This window comes from Oribacterium sp. KHPX15, from assembly GCF_900107835.1.
GTDB lineage: Bacteria > Bacillota > Clostridia > Lachnospirales > Lachnospiraceae > Oribacterium.
The window spans coordinates 85,161-110,978 of the sequence record NZ_FNRG01000003.1; the positions used below are offsets into that span (position 1 = coordinate 85,161).

24 protein-coding genes are annotated in these 25,818 nt (G+C 40.2%); 20 read left to right on the top strand and 4 right to left on the bottom strand.

Features of this window, described 5'->3' with window-relative positions; translation table 11 throughout:
• The first annotated feature begins 87 nt into the window (after nt 1-87).
• From BLV86_RS03040 to BLV86_RS03125, 19 genes are all read left to right on the top strand, one after another.
• Nucleotides 88-1,149 (top strand): M15 family metallopeptidase, encoded by a 1,062-nt coding sequence (locus tag BLV86_RS03040; RefSeq protein WP_175456423.1) that lies wholly within the window; start codon nt 88-90, stop codon nt 1,147-1,149.
• A gap of 31 nt (nt 1,150-1,180) precedes the next feature.
• Nucleotides 1,181-3,295 carry a protein kinase domain-containing protein gene (locus BLV86_RS03045; protein WP_090815083.1) on the top strand — a complete coding sequence of 705 codons (2,115 nt, stop codon included), beginning with the start codon at nt 1,181-1,183 and terminating at the stop codon, nt 3,293-3,295.
• 35 nt (nt 3,296-3,330) lie between these two features.
• The gene (locus BLV86_RS17725) at nt 3,331-3,477 is read left to right on the top strand and encodes a hypothetical protein (RefSeq protein ID WP_175456424.1); all 147 of its coding nucleotides are present in this window, start codon (nt 3,331-3,333) and stop codon (nt 3,475-3,477) included.
• 52 nt (nt 3,478-3,529) lie between these two features.
• Entirely contained in the window at nt 3,530-4,087 is a 558-nt protein-coding gene (locus tag BLV86_RS03050; RefSeq protein WP_139297872.1) for a hypothetical protein, read from the top strand.
• 81 nt (nt 4,088-4,168) lie between these two features.
• The gene (essC, locus tag BLV86_RS03055) at nt 4,169-9,208 is read left to right on the top strand and encodes a type VII secretion protein EssC (RefSeq protein ID WP_090815085.1); all 5,040 of its coding nucleotides are present in this window, start codon (nt 4,169-4,171) and stop codon (nt 9,206-9,208) included.
• Between the two features lie 93 nt (nt 9,209-9,301).
• Complete coding sequence (locus tag BLV86_RS03060) at nt 9,302-10,021, top strand: LytR/AlgR family response regulator transcription factor (RefSeq protein WP_090815086.1); 720 nt, start codon at nt 9,302-9,304, stop codon at nt 10,019-10,021.
• 104 nt (nt 10,022-10,125) lie between these two features.
• Nucleotides 10,126-10,887, top strand: a complete 762-nt coding sequence (locus tag BLV86_RS03065) for a hypothetical protein (RefSeq protein WP_090815087.1) — start codon at nt 10,126-10,128, stop codon at nt 10,885-10,887.
• A 57-nt stretch (nt 10,888-10,944) separates the two neighbouring features.
• A complete protein-coding gene (locus tag BLV86_RS03070) occupies nt 10,945-11,193 on the top strand; it encodes an EsaB/YukD family protein (RefSeq protein ID WP_031547497.1) in 249 nt (82 codons plus the stop codon).
• A 103-nt stretch (nt 11,194-11,296) separates the two neighbouring features.
• A complete protein-coding gene (locus BLV86_RS03075; protein ID WP_031547495.1) occupies nt 11,297-11,650 on the top strand; it encodes a hypothetical protein in 354 nt (117 codons plus the stop codon).
• 16 nt (nt 11,651-11,666) lie between these two features.
• Nucleotides 11,667-11,966 carry a WXG100 family type VII secretion target gene (locus BLV86_RS03080; protein WP_031547493.1) on the top strand — a complete coding sequence of 100 codons (300 nt, stop codon included), beginning with the start codon at nt 11,667-11,669 and terminating at the stop codon, nt 11,964-11,966.
• An 18-nt stretch (nt 11,967-11,984) separates the two neighbouring features.
• The gene (locus BLV86_RS03085) at nt 11,985-12,311 is read left to right on the top strand and encodes a hypothetical protein (RefSeq protein WP_031547491.1); all 327 of its coding nucleotides are present in this window, start codon (nt 11,985-11,987) and stop codon (nt 12,309-12,311) included.
• A 13-nt stretch (nt 12,312-12,324) separates the two neighbouring features.
• Nucleotides 12,325-12,633: a WXG100 family type VII secretion target gene (locus tag BLV86_RS03090; RefSeq protein WP_031547488.1), complete on the top strand. Its 309-nt coding sequence runs from the start codon at nt 12,325-12,327 to the stop codon at nt 12,631-12,633.
• 46 nt (nt 12,634-12,679) lie between these two features.
• On the top strand, nt 12,680-12,979 hold the full coding sequence (locus tag BLV86_RS03095; RefSeq protein ID WP_031547486.1) for a WXG100 family type VII secretion target: 300 nt from the start codon (nt 12,680-12,682) through the stop codon (nt 12,977-12,979).
• 151 nt (nt 12,980-13,130) lie between these two features.
• Nucleotides 13,131-13,445, top strand: a complete 315-nt coding sequence (locus BLV86_RS03100) for a WXG100 family type VII secretion target (protein WP_044915706.1) — start codon at nt 13,131-13,133, stop codon at nt 13,443-13,445.
• Between the two features lie 122 nt (nt 13,446-13,567).
• Complete coding sequence (locus BLV86_RS03105; RefSeq protein ID WP_049962165.1) at nt 13,568-15,106, top strand: FHA domain-containing protein; 1,539 nt, start codon at nt 13,568-13,570, stop codon at nt 15,104-15,106.
• 61 nt (nt 15,107-15,167) lie between these two features.
• Complete coding sequence (locus BLV86_RS03110) at nt 15,168-15,881, top strand: PP2C family protein-serine/threonine phosphatase (RefSeq protein ID WP_242873228.1); 714 nt, start codon at nt 15,168-15,170, stop codon at nt 15,879-15,881.
• Nucleotides 15,882-15,908: 27 nt separating this feature from the next.
• Nucleotides 15,909-17,924 carry a zinc-ribbon domain-containing protein gene (locus BLV86_RS03115; protein WP_090815191.1) on the top strand — a complete coding sequence of 672 codons (2,016 nt, stop codon included), beginning with the start codon at nt 15,909-15,911 and terminating at the stop codon, nt 17,922-17,924.
• Between the two features lie 11 nt (nt 17,925-17,935).
• Nucleotides 17,936-18,574: an ABC transporter ATP-binding protein gene (locus tag BLV86_RS03120; RefSeq protein WP_090815089.1), complete on the top strand. Its 639-nt coding sequence runs from the start codon at nt 17,936-17,938 to the stop codon at nt 18,572-18,574.
• 80 nt (nt 18,575-18,654) lie between these two features.
• Complete coding sequence (locus BLV86_RS03125; protein ID WP_090815090.1) at nt 18,655-21,039, top strand: ABC transporter permease; 2,385 nt, start codon at nt 18,655-18,657, stop codon at nt 21,037-21,039.
• Between the two features lie 18 nt (nt 21,040-21,057).
• On the opposite strand, the gene BLV86_RS03130 is transcribed toward BLV86_RS03125, so the two are convergent.
• The gene (locus BLV86_RS03130; RefSeq protein WP_175456426.1) at nt 21,058-21,534 is read right to left on the bottom strand and encodes a zinc ribbon domain-containing protein; all 477 of its coding nucleotides are present in this window, start codon (nt 21,532-21,534) and stop codon (nt 21,058-21,060) included.
• A 116-nt stretch (nt 21,535-21,650) separates the two neighbouring features.
• On the bottom strand, nt 21,651-22,691 hold the full coding sequence (locus tag BLV86_RS03135) for a glycoside hydrolase family 5 protein (RefSeq protein WP_090815092.1): 1,041 nt from the start codon (nt 22,689-22,691) through the stop codon (nt 21,651-21,653).
• Between the two features lie 232 nt (nt 22,692-22,923).
• Here BLV86_RS03135 and deoC point away from each other — a divergent pair, with 232 nt between their 5' ends.
• Nucleotides 22,924-23,565, top strand: a complete 642-nt coding sequence (gene deoC / locus BLV86_RS03140) for a deoxyribose-phosphate aldolase (protein WP_090815093.1) — start codon at nt 22,924-22,926, stop codon at nt 23,563-23,565.
• Between the two features lie 58 nt (nt 23,566-23,623).
• Here the strand turns inward: deoC and BLV86_RS03145 are convergent, their stop codons facing one another.
• Together BLV86_RS03145 and BLV86_RS03150 are read right to left on the bottom strand one after the other, a co-directional pair.
• Nucleotides 23,624-24,733: a PspC-like choline-binding domain-containing protein gene (locus BLV86_RS03145; protein ID WP_031547471.1), complete on the bottom strand. Its 1,110-nt coding sequence runs from the start codon at nt 24,731-24,733 to the stop codon at nt 23,624-23,626.
• 367 nt (nt 24,734-25,100) lie between these two features.
• Nucleotides 25,101-25,493, bottom strand: coding sequence for a barstar family protein (locus BLV86_RS03150; RefSeq protein ID WP_031547469.1), 393 nt, complete (start codon nt 25,491-25,493; stop codon nt 25,101-25,103).
• Between the last annotated feature and the right edge of the window lie 325 nt (nt 25,494-25,818).

A 25,818-nucleotide genomic window follows, 5' to 3' on the forward strand; every position in this document is an offset into this window, starting at 1 on the left:
ATCTTTACATAGAATGAGGCCGATTAGATCTGCATATGTATGTCAGAAATAAGCGGCGAAAAAATGCGTTTTTTAGAGGAGATCAGCATGAGAAAGCAATGCGCTTTACGAATGTTTAAACTGATAATACCGGTTTGTACATATGTTGTTATGATGACGGCTTGTCATAAAAAACCGGAAATACCTGAAGATAAAGGCAGTAAAGAAAAGATAGTTCAGAATGATGTTGCAGAAGAAATTACAGAATCTTCAATTGAAGATGAAACGGTCGCTCTGGATTCAACCGGAGCGACTGATTTTGTTTCGGGAACTTCCGGTGAGAAAGAGAGTGATACTCTGGGATCCGTCGGAACAGAATCCGCCGAAGCAGAATTTGCCGGAAAAGAATCTGCCGGTACAGAATATACCGGTGCAGGATCCATTGAAACGGGATCCACTGAAATAAAAGAGTTTACCGAACCTGCAATAGAGGTTATCGACACGCTTGACGGTCTTTCTGCAGGTGATGTCCTGACTGAAGAGCAACTGGATCCTCAGGACATCGACAAGTACTTTACAGTTTCTGAAATCACAGAGGATTCAGATGTTTTCGCTTTTATAAACGGGAAAAGCTACAGAGTACAGACAAGTATACCTCTTGGGAATCTCAGATACTTAAAGCTGCTTCACTGGAATTATGAAGGGATGCCTCAGGTGGGGGAGATCATCGTAAATAAATCCATTGCCGGGGACGTAATTGATATTTTCAAGAATCTTTACCTCCAAAAATATGAAATATACTCTATGAAACTGGTGGACAATTTCTGGACCGGTGATCCCAATGATACTGATACAGCCTCTATGAATGCCAATAACACTTCGTCTTTCAATGATCGTAAAGTTGATTATAGCGGAAGTACATCGAGACATAGTTATGGTATGGCCATAGACATTAATCCAAGGGAGAATCCTTATATTCTTTATGACGGGTCGGGACATGCATATACAACTCAGGATGAACAGGCGGTGACATATATGGATCGCAGTAACCTGAGACCACATATGATGACCAATGATGACCTGTGCGTAAGACTGTTTAAGTCGAAAGGTTTCAGGTGGGGTGGAGACTGGAGCAGTCTGAAGGACTACCAGCATTTCGATAGAAAATAGTTTCAGAACGTGTTTTTAAGGGAAGAGTAGAATGATTAGACAAGGTGAAATTCTGAACAATACATATCAGATATTGGATGAGCTTGGCTCCGGAGGCGGTGGTATCATTTACCGCGCAAGACATCTCAGACTCAATATCGATGTTGTGGTTAAGCAGGTAAAGGATGAAGCCAAAGGTGTACAAAGCGTAATATCCGAGGCTGATGTTTTGAAAAGACTCCATCATACCTACCTGCCGAGAGTCTATGATTTTCTGGAAATTGATGGTGAAATCTATACCGTAATGGACTTTATAGCCGGTATGGATTTACGTAAAGCTGTTCAGACAAACGGTTATTACCCGCAGGATTTAGTGTTGAATTGGGCAAGGCAGCTGGCGGAAGCTTTAAGCTATCTGCATAGTTCTGAGCCGCCTATCATCCATGGAGATATAAAGCCTGCCAATATCATGCTGCAGCCCGATGGAAGCATTTGCCTTATAGACTTTAACGTTTCGCTGGTATTTGATGAAAATAAAAGAAAACTCACCAGCATAAGTGAAGGCTTTTCTCCGCCCGAGCAGTACAGAAACAAGATGATGTATGACAAGATGACGGGCAACACCCAGTCACGGGTCAATGCAGGAAATCTGACACAAAATGTCTTCACGGACAACAGCGGACGTTCCTATACGGCTGTATCCACTATAGATGAGGAAACCTCTCAGATTCTGGAGCGAACAGTCGGACGTGGTATCGATGAGCGTTCCGATATATACAGTCTTGGTGCCACACTTTATTATGTATTGACAGGTGTTAAGCCCAGTTCCCACTATTGGGAAAACCCGCCTATAACTCAGTATGATATAAAGTTAAGTGAAGGTTTTTCTCATATCATCCTGAAGATGATGGCCCTGGATCCGGAGGAACGTTATCAAAACGGTATGGAGCTTAAGGCCGCTTTTGATAATATTTACGAACTGGATTCGGTATACAGAAGCTACCGTCACCGTAACAGCGTACGTACTTTTCTTACAACTCTGCTGTTTTTGGGCGGTGTTGGTCTGTGTGTTGCGGGCGGTATCACCATGAAACGTGAGACCGATATAGATTATGTGGACGAGCTGCTTGTTGCGGATCAGGAGATTTCCGAGGGTAATTATGATGACGCGGAAATACTCATAAAAGAGGCAATGAGAAAGAGGCCTAAACGCGTAGAAGCGTATGTGTCGGAGACAAAGAGACTTTATATGACTGAGGATTATGATGGAGTCATAGAATATGGAATGTCTGCCATCAATGGTCCCCGTTTTGATGTAAAAACAGAGGAGGATCAGCGGTCTTCAGGGGATATAGTTTTCCTTATGGGAAATGCCTACTACGAAAAAGAAGAGTATGCCGATGCGGCAAGCTGTTTCAAGTCAGCCATCGAACGTAATGATGAAAATGGTGATTATTTTCGTGACTATGCCGCAGCATTGGCAAAAGAAGGTAATCTGGAAGAGGCCCAGAAGTGTCTTGAAATGGCAAAAAAACTGAGACTTGGAAAAGATTCCATATACATGATAGAAGCTGAGGTTTCCTACATTAAGAAGGACTACAGTAAAGCTATAGAAGATTTCATGAATACTCTTGAATACACTAAAGACGCGATCATCAAGCGCAGGTCTATATCGTTTATAAGTGACTGTTACAGCAAACTTGGTGATTTTACGTCTCAAATTCAGTTTTTGGAGCAAAATGTAAATCAGCCGGATTCTTCCAGATCAAGTATTTTGTATCTTGCCAGCGCATATTTTCAAGCGGGACAGTACGATAAAGCTGCTGAGATGTTCAATAAATCCATAAGTCTGGGGGATACTCAGATTGAAACAAGAATAAATCTTGCAAGCTGTTATGAACAAATGGGGCAGTTGGATGCAGCCGAAAATACTCTCCTGGAAGCTGCAAAGGCATTTCCTGACAGGTATGAGATATACAGGAATCTTTCCTTCATAGAGAGTCAGAAACAGATGCGGTTTGCAAATGATCAGCGTAACTATAACACTATGCTGGGATATTACGAGAAAGCCAGTGAGCTGTACCGTAAATCAGGAGAACAGGATCAGCAGATGCTGCAGCTTGATAATATGATCCAACAGGCAAGGGATGGCGGATGGTTTAACTAATTGTCCGGAAAACGAACAGGGAAAGAAGGATGGATATGACTATTGGAAATATTATGTTTTTTGCCGGATTAGCCATGATAACTATTTCTATTATCATTACGCTGGTTTCATTGGTTACTTCAGGTATAAGAAAAAGAAGACTGGAAGAGTATTTAAATAAGAATTATGGACAGGATAATTGATTTTCTAAAGGTATACGGGATAAGAGTCCTTATAGGATTTGTTATTGTCTTTTTGATACGCTTGATCTCCGGATATTTCAAGAAGAGAAAAGCAAAGAAAGAGGAAGAAAGATATGCGATTCGTGCGGTTCGTGAGAAGGCATTGGACCAGGCAATCATAAATCCGAGGACAGACATTTCCGAAATAAAGAATAAGGGAAATTACACTCAGAGACCGTATTCCGTATCTTATAATACCGGTGATTCCATGCAGCAGCAGGAAAACAGCAGCAGGGAATATGCAAAATCCGGTAAAAAGCAAATGCTCCAGTTAACAGAGCAAAGTGATTTCGTAAACAGAAAATATATGTACCCGAGAGAGCAGGGTATCATAATCGGAACTCAATTCGGAAAGATAGCTATCCTGTCTTCTCTGGGAGGAGACGGGGAAGTTCCTTACTGTGAAATATTTTTTTATAAGGGCTCGAATTATATAAGAACTTCGGGGCTTAAAGAAGTCGTACTTGAAAGACATAAAAAGAAATATGCAATCGATCAGAAGGGAATGGAAATACATGATGAGGATATGATCCTCATTAATTCCACAAGTTATATTATTTCGTTTGTATAAGTCCATGAAAACAATGATCGATTTGGTTCAGGTTCTCAATAGTTTGAAGTTTAATGATCGTATAGAGATTGAGAGGCAGGTATGAGTGTAGTTTTATCAGTATACAGTATGGCGGCATATAAGGAGTATGTACTCCCGGCAGTCCGCGATCAGGATCATGTTATAGTTATTGACAGCAGACTGTTTAAACTGGCTAAAGATCTGGAGATACATCTGGAGGAAACAGATGGAAAATGGTATTTTCAGACTTCGGATAAATACAGGATTCAGTATGGAACAGAAGTTAAAACTGATTCCAGAACAGTTATACGCCCTGATGCCAACTACAAGATTCTGGCATCCAACGGAAGCAAGTTAAGTATCATTACTTCTGTCAAAGAGACTTCCTTCCAAAGCTACACAAAAGTTGTGCTTAACGGTATTCAGGATATAAGTATCGGTAGTGATGAAAATAACCTGATCCAATATTCCTACAAATTCCAGGGTAATGAATATATTTCACACAGAATGGCCATCATCCATCTTTTACGGAGCGGGGCCGTTCTTGAAGATGTGGGAAGAAACGGTATCTTCCTGAATGATGTCCATGTAAATGGCAGAGCTAATTTGAAATTTGGCGATCACATCCACATCTGGGGCCTGGATATGATCTTTCTCGGAAATATTCTGGCAGTCCGTCCGGATGCAAACATTAAGATAAAGAATCTTATGGAATGGGGCGGATACACGGATGACCAGACTGATATTGTAGAAAATCATGAAGTTCATAAATACGTATATCACCGTGCTCCCAGAAATATCGAAAAGATCAATACAGAACCTGTTGAAATAGAGGCACCGCCAAATCCCAAGGAGATAGCGGAGATGCCTTTATTCATGATGATAGGACCGGCTCTCACCATGGCAGTGCCTATGGCGTTAAGTTCCGGAATTGCCATCATAGGAAGCAGAGCTTCGGGATCTACCGGAAGCATGTTTATGTATACAGGTATCATAACCGCTGTTTGTTCTGCTCTTATCGGTGCAACCTGGTCCATCGTAAATATGCGTATGAATAAAAAACGCATTCAGAGTGAGGAGAATCACAGATTTGAGGCATACAGTGAATACCTTATCAAGTGTGCAGATGAGGTAAAACAAAAATATGAGAACAATGCCGTAGCATTACTCAAGATGTATCCGGGTCCAAAGCAATGCATCTCACCGGAAATGCAGGTGCAGAACCATATGTGGAACAGAAATGCTACACACAGGGATGTACTTTCTTACAGACTGGGACTCGGCGATATTCCGTTCCAGGTTGATATCAGTATTCCGAAAGAGAAATTTACTCTTGTAAATGATTCATTATCTGACAGACCAAAGCTGATAAAAGAAAGTTATAGTATGCTTAAAAGCGTACCTGTGCTCGCAGATCTGTTTGAAAACAATATAGTTGGTATCATAGGCGGCGAAAGAAAAGCAGGCGCTTATGATGTTGTGTACAATCTCACTGCCCAGATTGCATCTCAGAACTGCTACACAGATGTAAAGCTCGCATATATCTATCAGGAGGATCAGGGAGAAAGCAATAACGCGTGGGAATTTGCCAAGTGGCTTCCTCATGCATGGTCACCGGATAAAAAGGTAAGATATGTAGCTGCTTCTGCCGGAGAGGCCAGTGATGTTTTCTATGAGATAGCAAAGGTTCTCAGAGAACGAAGTGAAGAGATGAGTGGCCTGAGCAGAAAGCATGAAGGCGTTTACAAGCCGCACTTTATCATGTTCGTGGAAGATCCTTCTATTCTTGAGGGAGAGTTAATTGCCAAATATATCAACGATCGTGAGAATCCTATGGGTATCACGGTGGTACTCATGTCTGAGAACTATGAGAGTCTGCCCAATACCTGTGAAAGCATAATTCAAAATGATGCGGAGTTCCATGGCTTATATAATGTAAGAACCGGAGAAAAGGTTGCCATAAACTTTGACCACGTTGAAAAAGAAGAATTGGAAGCATTTGCCAAGAGGATCAGTAATCTGGAGGTTACGGAGACAGAACAGGGCGGAGACATTCCAAATGCCATCACTTTCTTTGACATGTACAATGCAAAAAAGCTTGAAGACTTTAATGTCGGGGAAAGATGGAAGAAGAACCGCGTATTTAAGTCAATGAAGGCACTGGTTGGACAGATGGCCGGCGGAACTCCATGTTATCTTGATGTACATGAGAAGTATCACGGACCCCACGGACTTGTTGCCGGTACTACAGGTTCAGGTAAATCCGAAACTCTGCAGACTTACATGCTTTCACTTGCACTGAATTTCAGCCCGGATGATATTGGTTTCTTTATCATCGACTATAAGGGCGGAGGAATGGCTAACCTTTTTAACGGCATGCCTCATGTTCTCGGTACTATTTCCAACCTTTCGGGAAACCAGGTATTCAGAGCCATGGTATCTATAAAGAGTGAAAACAGACGAAGACAGCGTGTTTTCAACGAAAACGGTGTTAACAACATCAACGCATACACCCAGCTTTACAAGAATGGTGAAGCAGATGAGCCGATTCCGCACCTGTTCATCATCATTGATGAATTTGCCGAGCTGAAAAGAGATCAGCCTGATTTCATGAGAGAGCTTATTTCTGTTGCCCAGGTTGGTAGATCTCTGGGTGTTCATCTGATTCTTGCTACCCAGAAACCGGCAGGAACCGTAGATGACAACATCTGGTCCAACTCTAAATTCAGACTCTGTCTCAGAGTTCAGGATCGTCAGGACTCCATGGACATGCTCCACAAGCCGGATGCTGCATTCCTTACACAGGCCGGAAGATGTTATCTCCAGGTTGGTAATGATGAGCTTTATGAACTGTTCCAGTCAGGATGGTCAGGAGCTTCCTATGATGAAGAAGAAGGAAACCAGAAACAGATCATAGCTACCATGCTTACAACTACAGGTAAAGCTGCTCTTGTAGGAAGTCACCAGAAGAAGGTTCAGAAAGAACAGCAGAAGCTTAAATGGTTCAAGGAACTTGAAGCGGTTATGACCGAAGCGGTTGGCCGTGTAATGGATGAAGACGCGATACTTAGCGAAAATGATCTGACACAGGAGGATGAAAACAAGATCATCGAGACAATGTATGATTGTTTCGAGAAGCATAATATTGAATATCAAAAGAATGATTACAATACCAGAGCTCTCAGGAGCTTCAGAGGTTTATATCTGAAACTTAAAAACACTATGGATAATTTCGCTGCTGCGAATCCTGAGGAACGTGCAGAGACAATGATAAGTTTCGGTCAGTCGGATAACCTTAAGCTTCCTGAGCGAAAAGACCGTACACAGCTTGATGCTATTGTTGAATATCTCGGAAAAGTTGCCGTTGCCGAGAAGTACAGACCTGTACGCAAGTTATGGCTTCCGGTTCTTCCCAAGATGCTTGGACTTACAGAGCTTGCCGGATTTACCGATTCTGTCTTCAATGGAGCAGAATGGCCGAAGTATGATGAGAATTTTGAGCTTAAGACCATGATAGGACTTGTGGATGATCCTGAAAATCAGATACAATTCCCTATAGATGTTGATTTCACACAGTATGGAAACATTGGCATAATCGGTATAGCCATGAGTGGAAAGAGTATCCTGATGCAGACTATACTGTTTGGTTTGTGTGAGAAGTTTTCACCTCAGTACTTCAATTTCTATGGTCTGAATTTCTCAGGTGCTTCCATGAATGCACTGGAGAAGGATGTACATTGCGGCGGAATAATAAGAGAAAATGACCTCGATAATATAGGTAAGTTCTTCCGCATGGTTCGTAAGATGATCGAAAAGCGTAAGGCGCTGTTTGAAGGTGGAAATTATGTTGAGTTCATCAAGAAAAACGGTGTAAGGGAAGCTGCTGTTGTCATCGCAATTGATAATATTGCCGCATTCCGTGAAAAAACAGAGAATAAATATGATGATGAAGTGCTTCAGCTTACAAGAGAGGCAAATTCCTACGGTATTTATTTCCTCATTTCCGGAGCGGGTTTCAATTCCACAGAGATTCCTAACCGTATGCGTGACAATATCCATTATGTTGTTTCACTGGAGATGTCGGATAAATTTGCATATGCGGATGTTCTCAATACCATGGCAATCAATGTGATTCCGGAACCGGGAATCCATGGCCGCGGACTTATATTGATAGACGGAAGGACACTGGAATTCCAGGCTGCTGTTTCGGCTGTGGCTGAAAATGATTACGATCGTAATGATAAGGTAGCAGAGATGTGTGCTGCCATGGCAGGCTGCTGGAATGGCGATAAGGTTCGTCATATTCCGATCATTCCGAGAGAACCTTCATGGGATGAATTTGTTGAACGTGAGGAAGTACTTGAACTTCTGGCTGATGATCGCCACATGCCGTTTGCATATGATATGGATACGGCAGACATATTCTCAATTGATCTTTCGAGAGTATATACATATACGATCCAGGGCAAGTCAAGAACAGGAAAGACCAACCTGCTTAAGATACTTATGCAGTCTGCTGCTATGAGAAAGGCAAAGATTGTTGTCATAGAGAATGAAGGCCAGACTCTTCAGAAGATAGCCAAGAAGCTGGATGCTGATTACATTGATAACTTTAAAGCATTCTATGACTTCATGCTTAATGACTTTATCCCTGTTTTTAAGTCCAGAAATGCTCTGAAGAAATCTTTCATCGACCAGGGCATGGAGGAAGAGGAAATCTATCAGAATATGCATCAGGAGCAGGAATACTGTGTATTCATAGCTGATATCTGTGACTTCACAAAGATGCTGTACAGCGATGAAAACAAGAGTACGAATTTGCATGGAGGAATGGCTAACCTTCTTGATAAGGGATTCCTGCACAATATCTACTTCTTCACATGTCTCGATCAGGACAGAAGACAGGAAGTTATCGCGAAGGATGTATTTGAGAAGTATATGAAGTTCAGAACCGGATGCCACCTGGGCGGCAATGTAATTCAGCAGCGTACCTTTGAGTTTGCAGGTATGCCTATGAGTGAGCAGAGCCTGGTAACAAAACCTGGAATCGGTCTGACTCCGGGAGACGGTGTTGACTCATATCACAAGCTCGTGATCCCTTATATTAAAACTAAAAAGTAAAAACGATAACAGTTCAGCCACTAGCTCCGTCCCATGGTCTTACTGCTGAACTGTTACCGGGAACGATTTATGATGTAATAATCGGAGATTTAGATGGTAAAAGTAGTATCCCTGTTTGAAAATGAGAATGAAAAACAGAATATAGAAAATGCGATACACCATTTTGCAGCAGTTTCATCTGATGAAAAGTGGGAGCTGCATAGTTTTTTCAATGTTCCGGAACTGGAGGATTTTTTGAGCAGGGATCCTGTTGTGGATCTGGCAGGGTGGCATATCCTGTCTGAAGAAAAGTTTGAAACATTGGCCGGCTTCAGGTCAGGTCATAAATCAAGCTTCATCCTTCTGATTACTGATTCCCGTATTTCTCCCATGAAGTACCTGCGCCCGGCTATAGCGCCCAATGCATTGCTGCTAACTCCTTATAATGAGGATCAGCTGCATACCGTAGTCGGAGAACTGATTGACGCGTATATGGGAGAATTCTATAAGGATTCCATGGAGGAATCATTTCTGATAGAGACGAGAGAAGGATCCCAGCGAGTTCCGTACTCTCAGATTTATTACATCGAAGCCAGAGATAAAAAGATATATATAAGGACACAATCCGAGGAATTTGGCTTTTATGATACTATCGATGAAATGATGAATAAGCTGCCTGAATACTTTATCAGATGTCATCGCAGCTTTATCGTGAATATGAAAAAGGCTGTCAGATTTATATCTGCAGATAATATAATTGAGATGCCGGGAAAATTTGCTGTGCCTGTTTCCAGGAGTTACAAAAAAACTGTAAAAGAGTTTAATCTGGTTTAGGGCTTATAAGATTTCTACATATTTTGAATGTCAGGCCATTGGTGTGAAAAAACTTTTCATCGCTATTTGTACCGTTGAGCGATAGCGGAATAATGGAGATTTATATGGACTTAATTGAACAGAGTTATATTTTTACAGACAGAGAACTCTTGATCCTGCTGGCGACTTCGGGAATTGAATGTATTTATGGCTTTGAGCTGCCCAAAGAGGGTGATGTTACAAGAGAAGAGATGATACATTCGCTGCACAGTCTTATCTCAAAAAAATTTCTGATTTCCGGAAACATCCCGGGTAAGCCCTATGATTTGGGAGAACAGATATATCCTTTTTTTTCAATTATTAAAAATGCAGAGTGTACCATTGAAGCTGTATCACCGGATGATGAACGTCAGATGATTTTCTATAAAGCCGGAGACAGCTTTACAATGATTGAAAGAGAAGAGAAGTTTAATGATAAAGAGGAAGACCGTTTTCGCTTACGGACGGTAACTGCCCCGGAATTTGAAGACCTGTTATCGGATATGCCGTCTTCCTTTGGTGCAGAGAACCTCCTTAAAGAGGAAGAAGCTCAGAAATACCTTAAGATATCACCGGAAGTATATGAAACCGGACAGAATATGTTAAAAGGAAGAGTTCCGTTAAGTGAACCGGCACATGATTTCCTGAGTGACACCTATTCGTATCATGAAGAGTTCAAGGGTTATATTGAATTGAAACACGATAACAAGGATAAATGTCTTCGTTTTGTGATAATGGAGCAGGGAGTATACAAATATATCATCTTTGATGATGATGTGAATGCTGAGATAAATATTTATACTGAAGAAAAACAGAGTCAATTGATCAGTCAGTTGCTGAATATGTAAAGATTGATACATTTATAATTAAAGATCCGATGCCGGTATGGCAGAGAGGTAATAAAGATGATCATTGTAGACATAGAAGTACCATCGGTTGGAAGAAAATACAATTTCAGTCTGGATGAGCAGATGTCCATACACACTTTGATACAGGAGATAAATGAAGTCATCTGTCAGAAGGAAAACTGCTATCTGGATAATAAAAAGTCCGAATTGTGCCTGTGTGATGTGGATAAGGGCAGATTAATGAATGAAAATCTGTCTTTAAGCCAATATAATATAAGAAACGGAAGTCATTTGCTGTTGGTATAGGAAAAAAGTGCAGTTCATCATGAAAACTGGTATTTTATCAGCTTTTTGGATATTTCTGACACGGATAAGATATTATTTAGATACAAGTTAAGGAGAAAAAAATATGTTTCGTGTAATCCAAAGATCCTTTATGGATCATGATGAAAAAATGAATTTCGTCTCAAAAGAGCTGATACATCTTAGTGATGAAGTTGAGCGTATTTCAAACAAGTTGAGAAGAATTTCCTCAGAGTATGAAAACGAAAGCTATATGCTTGCAAGAAAAGCAGATGGTTTACTTGAGAAAGCTGAAACGGTCAACAGGATGAAACGCACCTGTCAGTTGATACTGGAAAACTACAGTCATACGGAAAATGCCATAATCGATTATGCAGAGGAAGCAGGAAGTCACAAGAATCAGATACAGAGAATGAGAGCACAGACTGTTTCATGGGCAAATAAGTTTTTTGATATATAAATAGTGAGGTTTGATTATGAATGTAAAAGAGATTGAAATCAGTACGGACAGACTAAAGGCAGATGTTGAAACATTAAACGGTAATATCACACAGCTGGAAACACAAATGAGAAATATGTTCAACTCCATGCGTGATCTTGATCGCACATGGGAAGGACCGGCACACAGTCAGTTTGATGCTCAGTTTTCGCAGGATCTGGAATCCTTCGAAGAAATGATAGGAACGCTGAATGAGTTGAATAATGCGTTGAAACATGCTGCGGATGAGTATGATAAGTGTGAAAGTAAGGTCTATAGTCTCGTTATGAGTATTTAGGTATAAGGAGTTGTGGCAATGGCAATCAATGGTAATGTAGAATTTAAAGTAAAAACCGAAGAACTGGTTGCAAAGTCTTCAGAAGTAACCGGTTATATTAATAAGACAAAAGAATTGTTCGAAAACGTACTGGAGTTGGTTGAACATTCCAATTATTACTGGGTGGGTCTCGCGGGAGATCATCACAGAAAATTATTTACGGAAGAAAAGCCAAACATAGAAAAGATATTGCAGCGACTTTCAGAGCATCCACAGGATCTTTTACAGATGGCAGGGGTTTATGATACAGCAGAAAAAACTACTGCTGCAGCAAATCAGGCTATTTCAAGCGACCTGATAAGTTAGGAGGGAGATACAGATGGCAAGTAAACACAAAATCAAAATGGATTTCAGAGAGGCAAGAAAGCAGGCAGATGAACTTGATGAAATAGCCGATAATCTGCATAATGTTGCAGAGAGAGATCTGGAACAGGCCATGACAACATTGAGCTCCGGATGGAAGGGTGAAAGCGCCAGTGCGTATCTGGTTAAAGTTAATAAAGTAAAGGAAAAAACAAACAGAGAGGTGCAGGATCTGCACAGTATTGCTTCAGATATACGAAGGACAGCAAGAATCATATACGAAGCTGAAATGGAAGCATGGCGTATCGCACATGAACGCGATTAATGGTTTATAATTTAATTAATATATAATTCCAAGGAGGAACAAAAAAATGTCAATGTTCAGAGTAAACACAAGTACACTTAAGAGTCAGGCAGAACAGTTATCAAATTTAAATGAGACTTTCAAGACTCAGGTGAACAATCTTAGTGATAAGGAGAATGCCCTTTCAAACATGTGGGAAGGTGAAGCAAGAAATGCTTTCCATAATGCTTTCCAGCAGGATAAGGATCAGTTTGATGTATTTTATCAGGGAATAAAGAACTTTATCACTACACTTGAAAATGATGCCAATGAGTATGACAAGGCAGAGGCACAGAATCTCAGTACGGCACAGACAAGAAAAGCTTAATATTAAAAACTGAAAAAAAAAAATATTTTTAAAAATAATCGGATCTTCATAAAGGTGCCGGATAGTATTTACAGAAAAGAATAGACGATACCGGTAGGATCTGAATCAGAATCAAATCGAAATAAATAAAATATTTAACGGAGGAATTAAAATGGAAGGACAGTTAAAAGTAACACCGGAGGAGCTTCAGAACGCATCATCAGAGTTTGCTGGAATAGATAGTACAGTACAAAACACAACATCGGAAATGATGACACTGGTAAGAAATCTTACATCAGCATGGGAAGGTGAGTCATCACAGGCATACATCAACAAGTTTAATGAACTAGAGGATGATATGCAGAAGATACATGCAAAGATTCAGGAGCACTCTCAGGATCTTGCTGATATGGCAACAGTATATACCAATGCTGAAAAGACAACAACCGCAGCAAATCAGGCAGTTTCGTCCAATCTCATAAATTAAAAATAAAATTAATGGTATATCAGGGGTTGCAGGTCATGATATGGGCTGCAGCCCTTTAAGGGATTTTAAGATTGATACCATATTAAAGGAAATTGATCATAGTTACGGGGAAAGAATCAGTTATGAAAAAGTTGCAGGTTTTTCTTATTACGTTTTTTATGCTTTTGTTATGCGTGACAGAAGCATTTGCTGCGGAAAATGGAACTATTCTGGCCAAAGAAACAGACGGGCAGAATCTGGTTTTATACGTTCAGAGTACAGGTGATATCGAAAGCGTGGAAGCTCAGGTGGGAACTGTCAAGGCATCATCGGTTGATGTTAAGCTCTCAAAAAACGGAGAGGTTCCTATCGATACATTGATTTTGATTGATAATTCGCTTTCAATTTCAAAAAAATATCGACCGCAGATTATAGAACTTGCAACCAATATAGCAGCAAATCACATTTCCAACGAGACAATAACAGTTGCGACTTTTTCTAACAACATTAATTACCTCGTTGAAAAAAGTAATGATTATACTGCGGTAAAGAGTGCTATCGATGGGATTGAATTCCAGAATCAGGATACATATCTTACAGATTGTCTGTATAATATTTTTTCAAGTTTGTCTGCTAATCCGGATGGGATATTCCACAGAATAATTGTTGTATCTGATGGCGCAAGTGAAGAAGATTTAGGATATACAATGCAGGAGGTTAAAGACCTCATCAATAAAACCCAGTATCCTATTTATGCTTTCGGATGCAGTGGAAAAAACAATAAAAATGAACTGGAAAATATGTTTTCACTTTCCAGACAGACCAATGGAAAGATCTGGAAAATGGATGATATCCAGTCTGTTATGGACCCGGTTAAGGAAATAAGTTTGGATAATGATATCGCCCGGATTTCACTTACTCTGCCTGATGATGTTATGGATGGTTCGGAAAAAGGTGTCCTTCTTTCCATGAATATAGGTGGTCAGGCCATCACATCCGAAACTCGCATGAATATGCCATTTTCAGAAGGAAAACAGGTTGTGGAAGAAACCACAGTCCGGGAGACTGAAAAAGAAACCCGGGAAACGATAGAAGAAACCGAAGCTGAAGATGAAGGTCAGATGGATATAATGAAGTATATCCCTTACATTGGCGCTGCTTTCTTTGCGGTATTGCTGATCGTTGCCGGCATTGTCTTTTTTGTTGCAAGCAGTAAGAAAAAAGCAGAAAGAGACAAGGTGGTGCCGACTCCTGAAGGTGCCGGATCATTCGGAAGCGGACTTGCACCCTCATACTCAACAGAAGATGAAAAAACAGTTATGGTGGATGATTCTTACGGGTTACAGGGAGACCGCACTGCGATGTTTTTATCGGAATCTCCGGTAAAAACTCTGGTGCTTGAGGACATTTCAAATCCGGTAAGACATTATGAAGTTCCGCTTACAGGTAAAGTAGTAATCGGAAGAAGCCAGAAAGGCGATTGTCAGCTGGTGATAGATGAAAAGTCAGTATCACACAGACATTGTGAGATTTATGACATGAACGGTGAGTTATATATCAGCGATCTTGGCTCACGTAATGGAACAAATGTTAATGGGGCCAGAATAGTCGGCCAGGTTAAACTAAGCCTGCCAAGTTCATTGAAACTTGGAAATAATGTATTTAAAATAGAAGTGCGGTAAATAAAAGTCTATGAAATATATATTTCAGGGATTATCCGATCAGGGAAACAGTCCTGTGAAGATGAATCAGGACCGTATATGTATACTATCTCATCCGGACTGTTGTTTATTCGTTGTTTGTGACGGTATGGGAGGAAGTGATCATGGAGAAAGAGCCAGTGAAACACTTGTAAACCATATAACGGAATGGTGGGATAATAACATTAACAGAATATGCGATATTTTATCATTTAATGATATAATTGACGGTATAAGGCAGTGCATCACCGAAACAAGTAATTATATATGGGAAACAACCAGAGAAAATGAGTTCTGCGGTTCTACCATTGCAGCTTTACTGGTAAAGAATGATAATTACGGGATCATCTGGGCAGGAGACAGCAGGATTTATGAAATTCATAAACGCTTATTTGGTCTGGATGTTAAACAGTTGACGGTTGATGACGTATGGGAAAATAAAGCAGAAAATATTGCCCGTAAAACAGAGTCTGAGATAAGAAGTGACAAGAACTATGGTCATTTAACAAATGCTATAGGAATCAGAAAGAGCGTTGCTTTAAATATCAGGACCGGAACTGTTGCTGCCGGTACACTATTTGCTCTTATGAGTGATGGAATATATAAATATATAAACAGAAATGACTTTAATAAATGTATGCAGACTGCATTACATGAAGATGTGAATAACAGTATTCGGCTTATTAAAGAGATTGTTGATAGAAATGGCGCACCGGATAATTATTCAATTATCCTTGTAGCTGAATCTAAGCAATAAATAATTTTTTTGAGAGAGGTAAGTAGTATGAAATGTCCTAATTGTGGAACAGAATTACCGGATAATGCGGTTTTCTGCGGAAAATGCGGATTGAGTCTTGGAGATCTACAGGAAAAAAGTGTTAACACTTCTGTAGATGAAGGAACAGACACTACCGAAGCAAAAGCAGAGAATGGCGTGAGCGACGTTCAGGAAAGCGTAGCTGATGCAAGTGAGTTTTTCAGTAACGCCGGCAGCAATGAAGTAAAGGATGTATTTGCTTCTGAAGCATCAGGCACTGAAAGCAGCACTTCTGAGGAGAATGTTGCTAATTCAGAAGCTGAGGTAAAAGTTGAGAAAATGAGACCTGAAGGCGGTAAGACATGCCCCAATTGCGGAAATATGCTTCCTGAAGGTGCTGTATTCTGCGGAAAGTGCGGCTTTAGTTTAACCGGAAACAATACCGCCGGCAGTACTGCTCAGTCAGGTGGAGACAGCGTATGTCCAAATTGCGGAACGCCTCGTAAAGACGGAACAAGTATGTTCTGTCCAAAATGCGGTTACAAGTACACAGATACAGTTAATCCGGGATTTAATGCTCAGAACAATACAGAAGGTACCGGTATTAACGCTGATATCTTAAAGAAATCTCCAAAGAAATTCATTCCGCTTATAGCTTGTCTTTTGGTGATTTTGGGAGTTGCGGGATTCTTCTTATATAACGCATTCTTCTCTCCGAAAGTTCGTTTCTTTAAGATGCAGGCAGATCTTATAAATAAGACCTATATTGAACCGTTTAATAAACTGGTTAAACCTTATACCAAAGAGTTCTCATCTGACATTACTTTTTCCGGCAATTCAGAGAATTCAGGACAGGCATTCAAAAATACAAGTGCAGTTTTGAAGACAGATTTAAAGAAGGATTCAATTACTTTGAATGGTCTTTTGAATTACGATGATGAAACAGCATTTGATGTATATCTTTTTGCTGATAAGAAATCGGTATCTGTTAGTTTCCCTTCATTGAATGGCGATTATTACTATGCTGATCTTAAGAAGCTCACATCAAGTCTTGATATGGATATCGACCTTGATGCATACAATCCTAATGTGTTGAATGATGTTTCAGATACAAAGAAATATTCAAAGATACTCACACGCTACGGTAAACTGTTCATGAAACAAATGAATAGTAAGAATCTGACTGTAAAGAAGGATCGTAAAATCGATGCTGATAGCGTAGGACTGTCTTGTCTTAGCAATGATATGAAGGGCAGATATACAGAATATATCTTTAAGCCCACTGAAAAAGATATAAAGAACTTCCTGAAGGAAGTCGGCGATACTATGAAGAAGGATAAGGAGCTCAAGGAATTATATGAGGCCATTATGCTTACATCAGCTGCTTCCGGTGGTATCAATAAATACAGATATGGCTACGGCTCATTCGGGGATACTGATTATGATGAATTCGTAAGTGAATATATGGACAGCATTGATGATATAGCTTTCGGACTTGATGATCTGGAATGGGCAGTATATGCAGACGGAGGCAAGGCAAAGTTTATAACTATAAGTAACGGTGGTTACAACGTCCTCTCAATGGGAGTTTTTGAAGATAAGGATGAGCATCACGATGCTATATCTATGGGTTACAGCCCTATATATGAAAACCAGTATGAAAAGAATAAGGATGGTACCATTTCTGGCAGAATCAGTGATTTACGATATGAAGATGTAAATTTAAAGAAGCAGTCTCCATTCGGTATTTATTATGGTAAGTATAGTATGGATGGCGTTGTTTTGAATGTTGAGGATGGTGAACGCGGTACAGATCACATTATAAGAGGTGAAAATTACAGTAACGGAAAGTACAAATTTGTTATAAATGCTACCAAGGGAAGCAGCGTTAAGAAACCTTCCGGAAATAAGGTGGACGTAAGTGACTACGATGCTTCAGATTTTGATCAGTTATCGAATGATTTAAGTCAGGATTTATCTGATTATATGGATGAAAATAAGGATTTTGCCGAGTTATTCGGTAATCTGGGTTACTACTTCTAAGAGGCAATGATATGACTCATGAAGAATCCCTGACTTACTGCTCATTGCAAAATGTTGAAAAAAGTTTTGCAAAATCAGGCGTAAGCATCGGTCCAGTATCACTTGATATTAAAAGAGGTGAAGTGGTAGGAATCCGGGGGATTAACGGTGCCGGCAAAAGTACGTTGTTTCGTATGATTGCCGGCATCCTTAAGCCGGATAAAGGTAACATAATATATAATCCTGAAGTCGAAAAACATATTGCATATGTACCACAGGAGTTGTCTCTTTATGAAGCATTATCCTGCAAAGACAACCTCATTTTCTGGGGGAGTGTAGCAGGACTGAATAAGGAGCAGGTAATGATACGCAGTGAGTGGCTGATGAAGGAACTGAATCTGACTTTCTGGTCAGATCAACAGGTTTCTGAGTGTTCCGGAGGAACAAAAAGACGCCTTCATCTCGCTACTGCACTTATGCGTTTGCCTAAAGTTTTGCTGCTGGATGAGCCGTCGGTTGGAGCTGACGATGAGTCTGCAGGTTTGATTTTACATAATATAATGCATTTGAAATCTCTGGGTATCAGTACACTTATAATAAGCCATCGAAAGGGAGAGCTGGAGCAGATTTGTGATCGTATATTAACCTTGCATGAAGGACATCTGACCTAGACATTAAGAAGATGGGCCGGTGAAAAAATATCTCATTATCGGCTGTGCTTTCGACTGTAAACGATGGAGTGAAGATTATTATGCTGCATGGAATCAACTCAATCAGTGCATACCTGTATAAGGACATAAAACTATTTATAAATAAAGCAGGAATCATTACTTTGTTGTTTCCTATCGTGCTGTATATCGGAATGTTTTTCGGGTTCAAAGATTTTTCGGGAGCCAATGTTATACAACCCTTTCCGATCGCTATTCAGGATCAGGATCAAACGATAATGTCCCGCACTTTGATAAAGCAGATGAAGAAGGTTGAACTATTCTCTGAGGTAAAGGTCTTAAGGGATGGTGCATCTCCGGAATCTGCTTTTGACAGTGGGGTGGTTGCGGTGGTAACCATACCCAAGGATTATTTCTACGCTTTATATACAGTTGAAGACTGTCCTGTACAGTGTTTGGTTAATTATAATAATCCCATTGGATCTAAGTTATTTACATCGGTTTTTACATCTATTATGGGCATAGTTGCTTCAGATGAAAGTGCTATGCGCGGGGCGTATAATTATATATATAAAGATGAGATAGACGATGTAATTAGAAGTGAAATCAACGAAAAGTCCTCATTATTATTGTTAGATGACGCATTGGGAAGACAGCGCATTTTTGATTCCCAAATCACGGAAAAATCAAAAGAAACAAATAATGAGATATATTCTATTATTTCAAGTTTATTCCTGATAGTTGTCCTGGGAATGATGATCACCGGATTAAAAACTATTCCTGAAGAAAGAAAACTTGGAATTATCCCCAGAATAGAAGCTATGGGTGGTAGTTCCAGGTGCTTTTTAGTGTCAAAATTTATCACGGTGTTTTTGATGCTGCTGCCTGTGATCATCGGTATTTTCCTGTTGGTGCCTCATGGTTTATTTATCATTTTAATCCCATTTATGGTCGCATTGATATTTATGGGATTTATTGAAATATATATCATTACGGAGATCTTTAAAGATAGCCGCTCTATCCAGTTATGCGGGAATATATTTCTTCTTTTATCATTAATTGCAGGCGGTACCTTATGGTCCCGCGCAGCTTTACCGGGTGTGTTAAGGAGATTGTCATTTGTTTCGATTTCATATCATATGGCAAATGCTTTAACAATTACACCCGGTTCTTTGGAAGATATCAATAGATTTAAATTTATTTCATCTGTAACCGAACTGGCAGTTACGCTTATAGTGCTTATCATGGTTCTGGTTTTTATCCGTATCATCAAAAAATCAGGAGATATGATAACCGGTCCCGGATATATTGATAATGTCAAAAACGAAAACAAGGATGGACGATTATTCAATCATGCTTTATTGAATATGCTTTTGATTAGGGTTAAATATGTTTATGGAAACATATTCTGTCCGGCTGCCATCATTTTAGTTGCTTTTTTGCTGTTCGGTATAGTGGATAATGCTGTGAATTACAGAGCTGAATCTGTTGTAATTACAGTAGAAGATAAAGATAATACACCTGAGTCACAGGCCTTGTTAGCCAGATTAAAAAATTGTGATTCCCTGACCATTCAGGATAATGGTCAAAGTGATCATTCAGGGTTTTTAGACAGAATAAAGGATATTTACAGAAACGGAAATGTGCTGCCTGAGGGACATCTCATTATAGAACCGGGTTTTGGGAACTCCATCAGCAATGTTGAAGAATTTACAGTACATTATGAATCTGAAGGAAAGGTCTTTTCAACACAGAGTACCAGAGAAATCATAGCAAGTGAAATTATTGCAGAGCAGAGTTTTTATAAGGCACGTAAAATGGCAGAAGAAAAGTTGGGTAAAAAACTCAGCACCTCAGAATCTCATCAACTTGCTTTAGCTATAGAAGATTTCAGAAAGCATATGCCGGCTATATATACAATGAGCAGCATGGGAGGAGAGGAAAAGCCTGATCCTTTTATTCCCGATGCCATGGCGCTGTCATTTTTGGTGGTCACATTATTTTCTTTTACATTAACTGCTGTTTATGGAAACAGGGACGCAAAAGCTGCATCGATTCGTATCAAACATCTGTTAAACGGACGGAATTTGTCACTTTATGGTGATGTTATACCTGTTCAGGTGGTTCTTTGTTTGATTCAGTTTAGTTGTCTCAGGTACTGTGATTACTTATCCATATCTGTTTTTGCAGCATGCATTTTATACACTTTGCTCATCACTATGCTGGGACTGCTTGTTGCAGGTAAAACACATACAGAAGGGAGAGTTGATGGCCTGGCCTGCTTTATCGCTATGTTCTTATGCCTTCTCGGAGGTTGTTTTATCAACATAAATGACATAGAGGGAGCAGTGCATTATGTTACATGGTTATCTCCTGTAGGATTGGCTCAAAGCACAATAAAAGGAGAATGGCAGGCTGCCATCCTCCTATGCATAGAAAATATTCTGTTGTTTTTTAGTATTTATTAAAAAGAATATCTTTAAGTTTTAGTTGGTACCGCCCGGTTTGAAAGATTCCAGGTTGGTACCACATTTTGTACAGAATGCAGAACCGTTCTCTACTTCACTTCCGCACTTTGGACAGAACTGTTTAGGGAGTTCAACAACAGTAACATTAAGAGCTTTGCCGCAGGATGTACAAAAAGTAGGTGAACCATCGAGAACATTACCGCAATAAGGACATACCTTTTGTGTTTTTAATTCGGCGATTTTTTGCTGAGCTTCAGCAATGGTGTTGCGAACCATATGAATCCGGTTTATCATGCTCTCGTATTCAGGATTATCAATCTTGAAATTATTTTCATAAACGAATAAACCTAATTTACTGAAATCTTCAGTCAGCTGTTTTTGACAACTGCTTATTTTGGATTCCAGATCCATGACCTGTCCCATGTTTTTGGTTTTATTAGCAAGAACGTTTCCTGCCCCACTGATTTTGTCGCCAAGATTATTGAAAAAACTCATAGAAATTTTCATTACCTCCTGCAATTAATATAGAATGCAATAACTAACTAATTAATTAATCTTATTATATATAAAATATTAATTAAAATATAGTATATGTTACGAATAGTGAAATTTTAGTTATTTTCATCAGCCATAAGACTCTTTAAAAGAATTCCGCTTTCTGAGAAATCTCCATCAGTCCAGGCACCCGTAGTGCTTATGGTTCCGGGTTTTAAAATGGCAGAGGACTCAGCCTTGTTTGAAAGGTTCCAACCGGCAAAGGAGAGATTATTTTCCTTTATGAGACTGAACCATTTATTTGCAGAGTTATAATCAACAGCTCCGTTTCCGGAGGCATCGCATGTGGAGAACTCGCTGATGAAAACCGGAAGGCCTGCGGCTCTTGCAGCCATAAGCTTGTTTCGGAGATCATCTCTATGAGTGGCTGCATAAAAATGAAGAGTATACATCACATTGTGACTTAGCTCAGGAGATATGGGATTTGCAGCTGCCTGATCTACATCCTGAGACCAGGTAGGGGTTCCAACGAGGATGATGGCGTCGGGAGCATTGGCCCTGATAACGGGAATCACCTGCTCAGCATATGCCTTTATATCGTTCCAGGAGGTTCCGCCGTTTGGCTCGTTACAGATTTCGTAGATGACATAAGGGTTATCATTGTATAGGGCTGACATGCCGTTGAAAAAGCTTTTTGCTTCTTCGACGTGGCTTAGAGGATTTCCATCGCTCAGTATGTGCCAGTCAATAATAGAATACATGCCAAGAGAGGTGCAGCTTTGGACGCCGTTTTCAATTAAGGCTTTCAGCTGTACTGCTTTTTCGTTGGAACTGAGATATCCGCCTTCCTCTGTGTACATGGCAAAACGTATGAGATTACAGCCCCAGTTATCCCGGAAGAATCTGAAGCAGTCGGTATTGATATATTCAGGAAACCACTGGATGCCATGGGTGGAGATGCCCTTCAGCTGTTTCTTTGCTCCGGTACTGTCACAGAGATTCGGACCGATGACCTGAAGAGATGCGGAGGCCGTCGTTTGGTTTTGCGCGTCAATGACCTGATAAGTATTACCTGGAACAGTTGAAGCCGGGGATATGGAAACTGTAAAAAAGATGATGGATAAAGTTATTAATATAAAATAGAATCTTTTTTGCATATTGATTCCTTTCGGTTTGTGGGCACTTTGGCTGCAGATATATTAGGGCATAAATAAGTAATAAAAATAAAATAAACTGTCTTCACTATCATATTAGTCGATAAATCATCGCTGTTTCATAAGCTGATCTCAAAATTTCATTATATTGAAGACCTGACCTTTTATGCATTACGGAGAATATGATAGAATGAGATTCATGAGAATTATTATATGCGACCTTTAGGAGGAAATTATGAATATAGCAAAAATAATCGATCATACAATGCTTAAGGCGGATGCAACTACTGAAACTATCAAAAAATACTGCAGTGAAGCAAAGGAGTATGGTTTTGCTTCTGTATGTGTAAATACATGTCACGTTCCTCTTGTGGCTGAAGAGCTTAAGGGCAGCGACGTAAAGGTTTGCTGCGTTGTGGGTTTCCCTCTGGGAGCCATGAGTACTGCGGCAAAGGCATTTGAGGCAAAGACAGCGGTTCAGGATGGAGCTGATGAGGTTGACATGGTCATAAATGTCGGTGGCATGAAAGACAGAAACTATGAAATGGTGAAAGCCGATATCAAGGCAGTGGTTGATGCAAGTGAAGGCAGAACCGTGAAGGTTATAATCGAAACCTGCCTGCTCACAAAGGATGAAATCGTGAAGGCCTGTGAGCTTTCGGTTGAAGCCGGAGCAGCTTTTGTAAAGACTTCAACAGGTTTCTCCACCGGCGGAGCCCTTGCATCGGATGTTGCTCTTATGAAAAAGACTGTTGGCGACCGTGCAAAGGTAAAGGCCAGCGGCGGAATCAGAACCTATGAGCAGGCTATGGAGCTTATTAATGCCGGAGCTGATCGAATCGGTGCGGGAAATGGTGTGATACTTCTATCCAAATAATAAGAGCCGGAGGGCATCCGTTTTTAAACGGATGCCCTCCGGCATTTATATTTATTATTTAAGCAGTATAGCTATACGGGCTGTAGTTTGAAACCCAGACACCTGCGGAGTTTACATAATAGCCGTCAGGTGTTGTTGTGTTTGTGAGCATGGCACCGTCAGCACCGCAGTAGTAGTACTGGTAGTCCCAGAGGATCCATCCGGTCTGCATGTAGCCGTAGGAATTGAAATAATAGAACTTGCCGTTTATCTGCTGCCAGCCGTTTGATGTCCAGGAACCGTCGGGATTTCTGTACCACCAGCCGTACTGATCCTGTATCCACTGACCGTTTGTGGAATTTGCCAAAGTATTGGCCAATGTTGTCGGACCATATACAGTTGAACCGGTAAGACCTGTCACATAGGAACTTGAGGTAGAAGAAGTAGTGCTGTTGACACTTGAGTTATAGCTTGAGCTAATGTAGCTTGCCTCTGTTTCTGTTACGTAAATGTCATCGGACTCTTCCCAGTCACCCTTATAGGAACTTGTGTATATTGCACGTACCTTGTAACTGTAAGTACCTGCGGATGTGAAATAGTTTGCAAAGCTGTAATAAGTATTGGTGGTTGTTACGGTTGTAAGAAGGGAGCTTCCTCTGTAAAGCTTTACTTCATATTTTTTCGCACTTTCGGCGGCTGTCCAGTCTGCAATACCGTTTCCGGACTGCCAGTCTGCATCATCGATATCAAGGTCAAGAGAACTTGACCAGTTGGTGTATACTTCATCAAGATCCTTAAGAGTATAAACGATTGTGAGGTATCCATGGCCGCTGCCGCCTGAAACTGATGTTACTGTACCGTCATCACCGGTTACCGTTACAGTGGATTTTGTTATATTCCACTTATATTCATCACTGTCTTCAAGGGCCAGCTTGATCTGTACCTTTGGGTTGTCATCTTCATCCCATCCATCACTTGGTGTATTGGTTATAGTAGCACTGTAAACATCATATAAAGATGAATTTGTTGTAACCTCTACATCACTGGAAGTTGAACCAATGGATAGATCGGTTGCCACATTGATGGTTACAGATGAGATCGCTGTTCTGTCGTCCGCGTATGCGGGTACTGATACAGTAGCGATCATAGAAGCAGCAGCTAAAGCTGCCAATGCATATTTTGTATTCATTTTAAGCCTCCTTAGGTTGTATCTTTTATTCTTAAATCTAACCTATTTGTTTTCAGTCGATAGTCCTATACAGGAAAGTGATCTGCAATCCCGCGCAGGTTTTGTAACTGATGGCATCATGATAACAATGCACGCTGAAGCGAAACTGAAAAAAATTTACTCAGATTTTAAGAAAACATGAAGATTATTACAACCTTTTTCGGAAAACCATTGAAACCACAGAAAATTCCAACGTGGACTCTTATCGCCGGAGCTAACCGTCTCCGCTGGAATCAAGGCCTGAAGCAGAGGATGCAGTGGGTGGCACGTGGTTTTGATCTACAATATAAAAGCAGGATGCCGGTCAGGGCACCCTGCAAAGTCTCATTTACATATCTATCTTGTCATAATTGTCGCTGTCACTGTAATTGTCATCCGGATCGGAATAGTCGTCTCCACTGGAATCATATTCTGCCTCTTCGGAATTGTCGTATTCATCATCCGATTCTTCTTCGGAAGAGAAACGTACTTCGAAATCAGGTATATCTACCATCAGATCCTTAAGTGTATGCTTGAACTTTTTAAAGAACTGTGGCTCTGATTCTGCAAGCTCTTCAAAATTTTTTACTATAAGCTCGCAATCCTCCAGGACTTCACTTAAATCTTCATATAAAGAATCCAGACTTCTTTCGAAATAATCAGACACCGGGAGCTGATCAACGATGGCGTCATATAATTCATCTCGGTCTGTTACGTCGCTAAGGTCAAGAACATACTTCATGGGTTCCTCCGTAAAAATATTAGCATCCTTGCTAAAACTACTATAATACAATAATGATAAATGTGCCTTTAACAGGCCACACTAAAAATTCACTACACATATAGTTATTAACGGCAAAAATCTGAAAATGATTATACCTGGATTAAAAAAATTATAGGCTATTTATCATTTCGTAATAAAAAGTCAGATTACCGTACCCTAAAAGACATGGAATAAAGCCAGCTTTATGTTAAAATAACTTTATAAGTGACAGATTGTCACTTTGTTTACAGAGGAGATTAGTGTGAAAAATATTTTTCGTCACAAATTGTGCCACCGGTCAAAA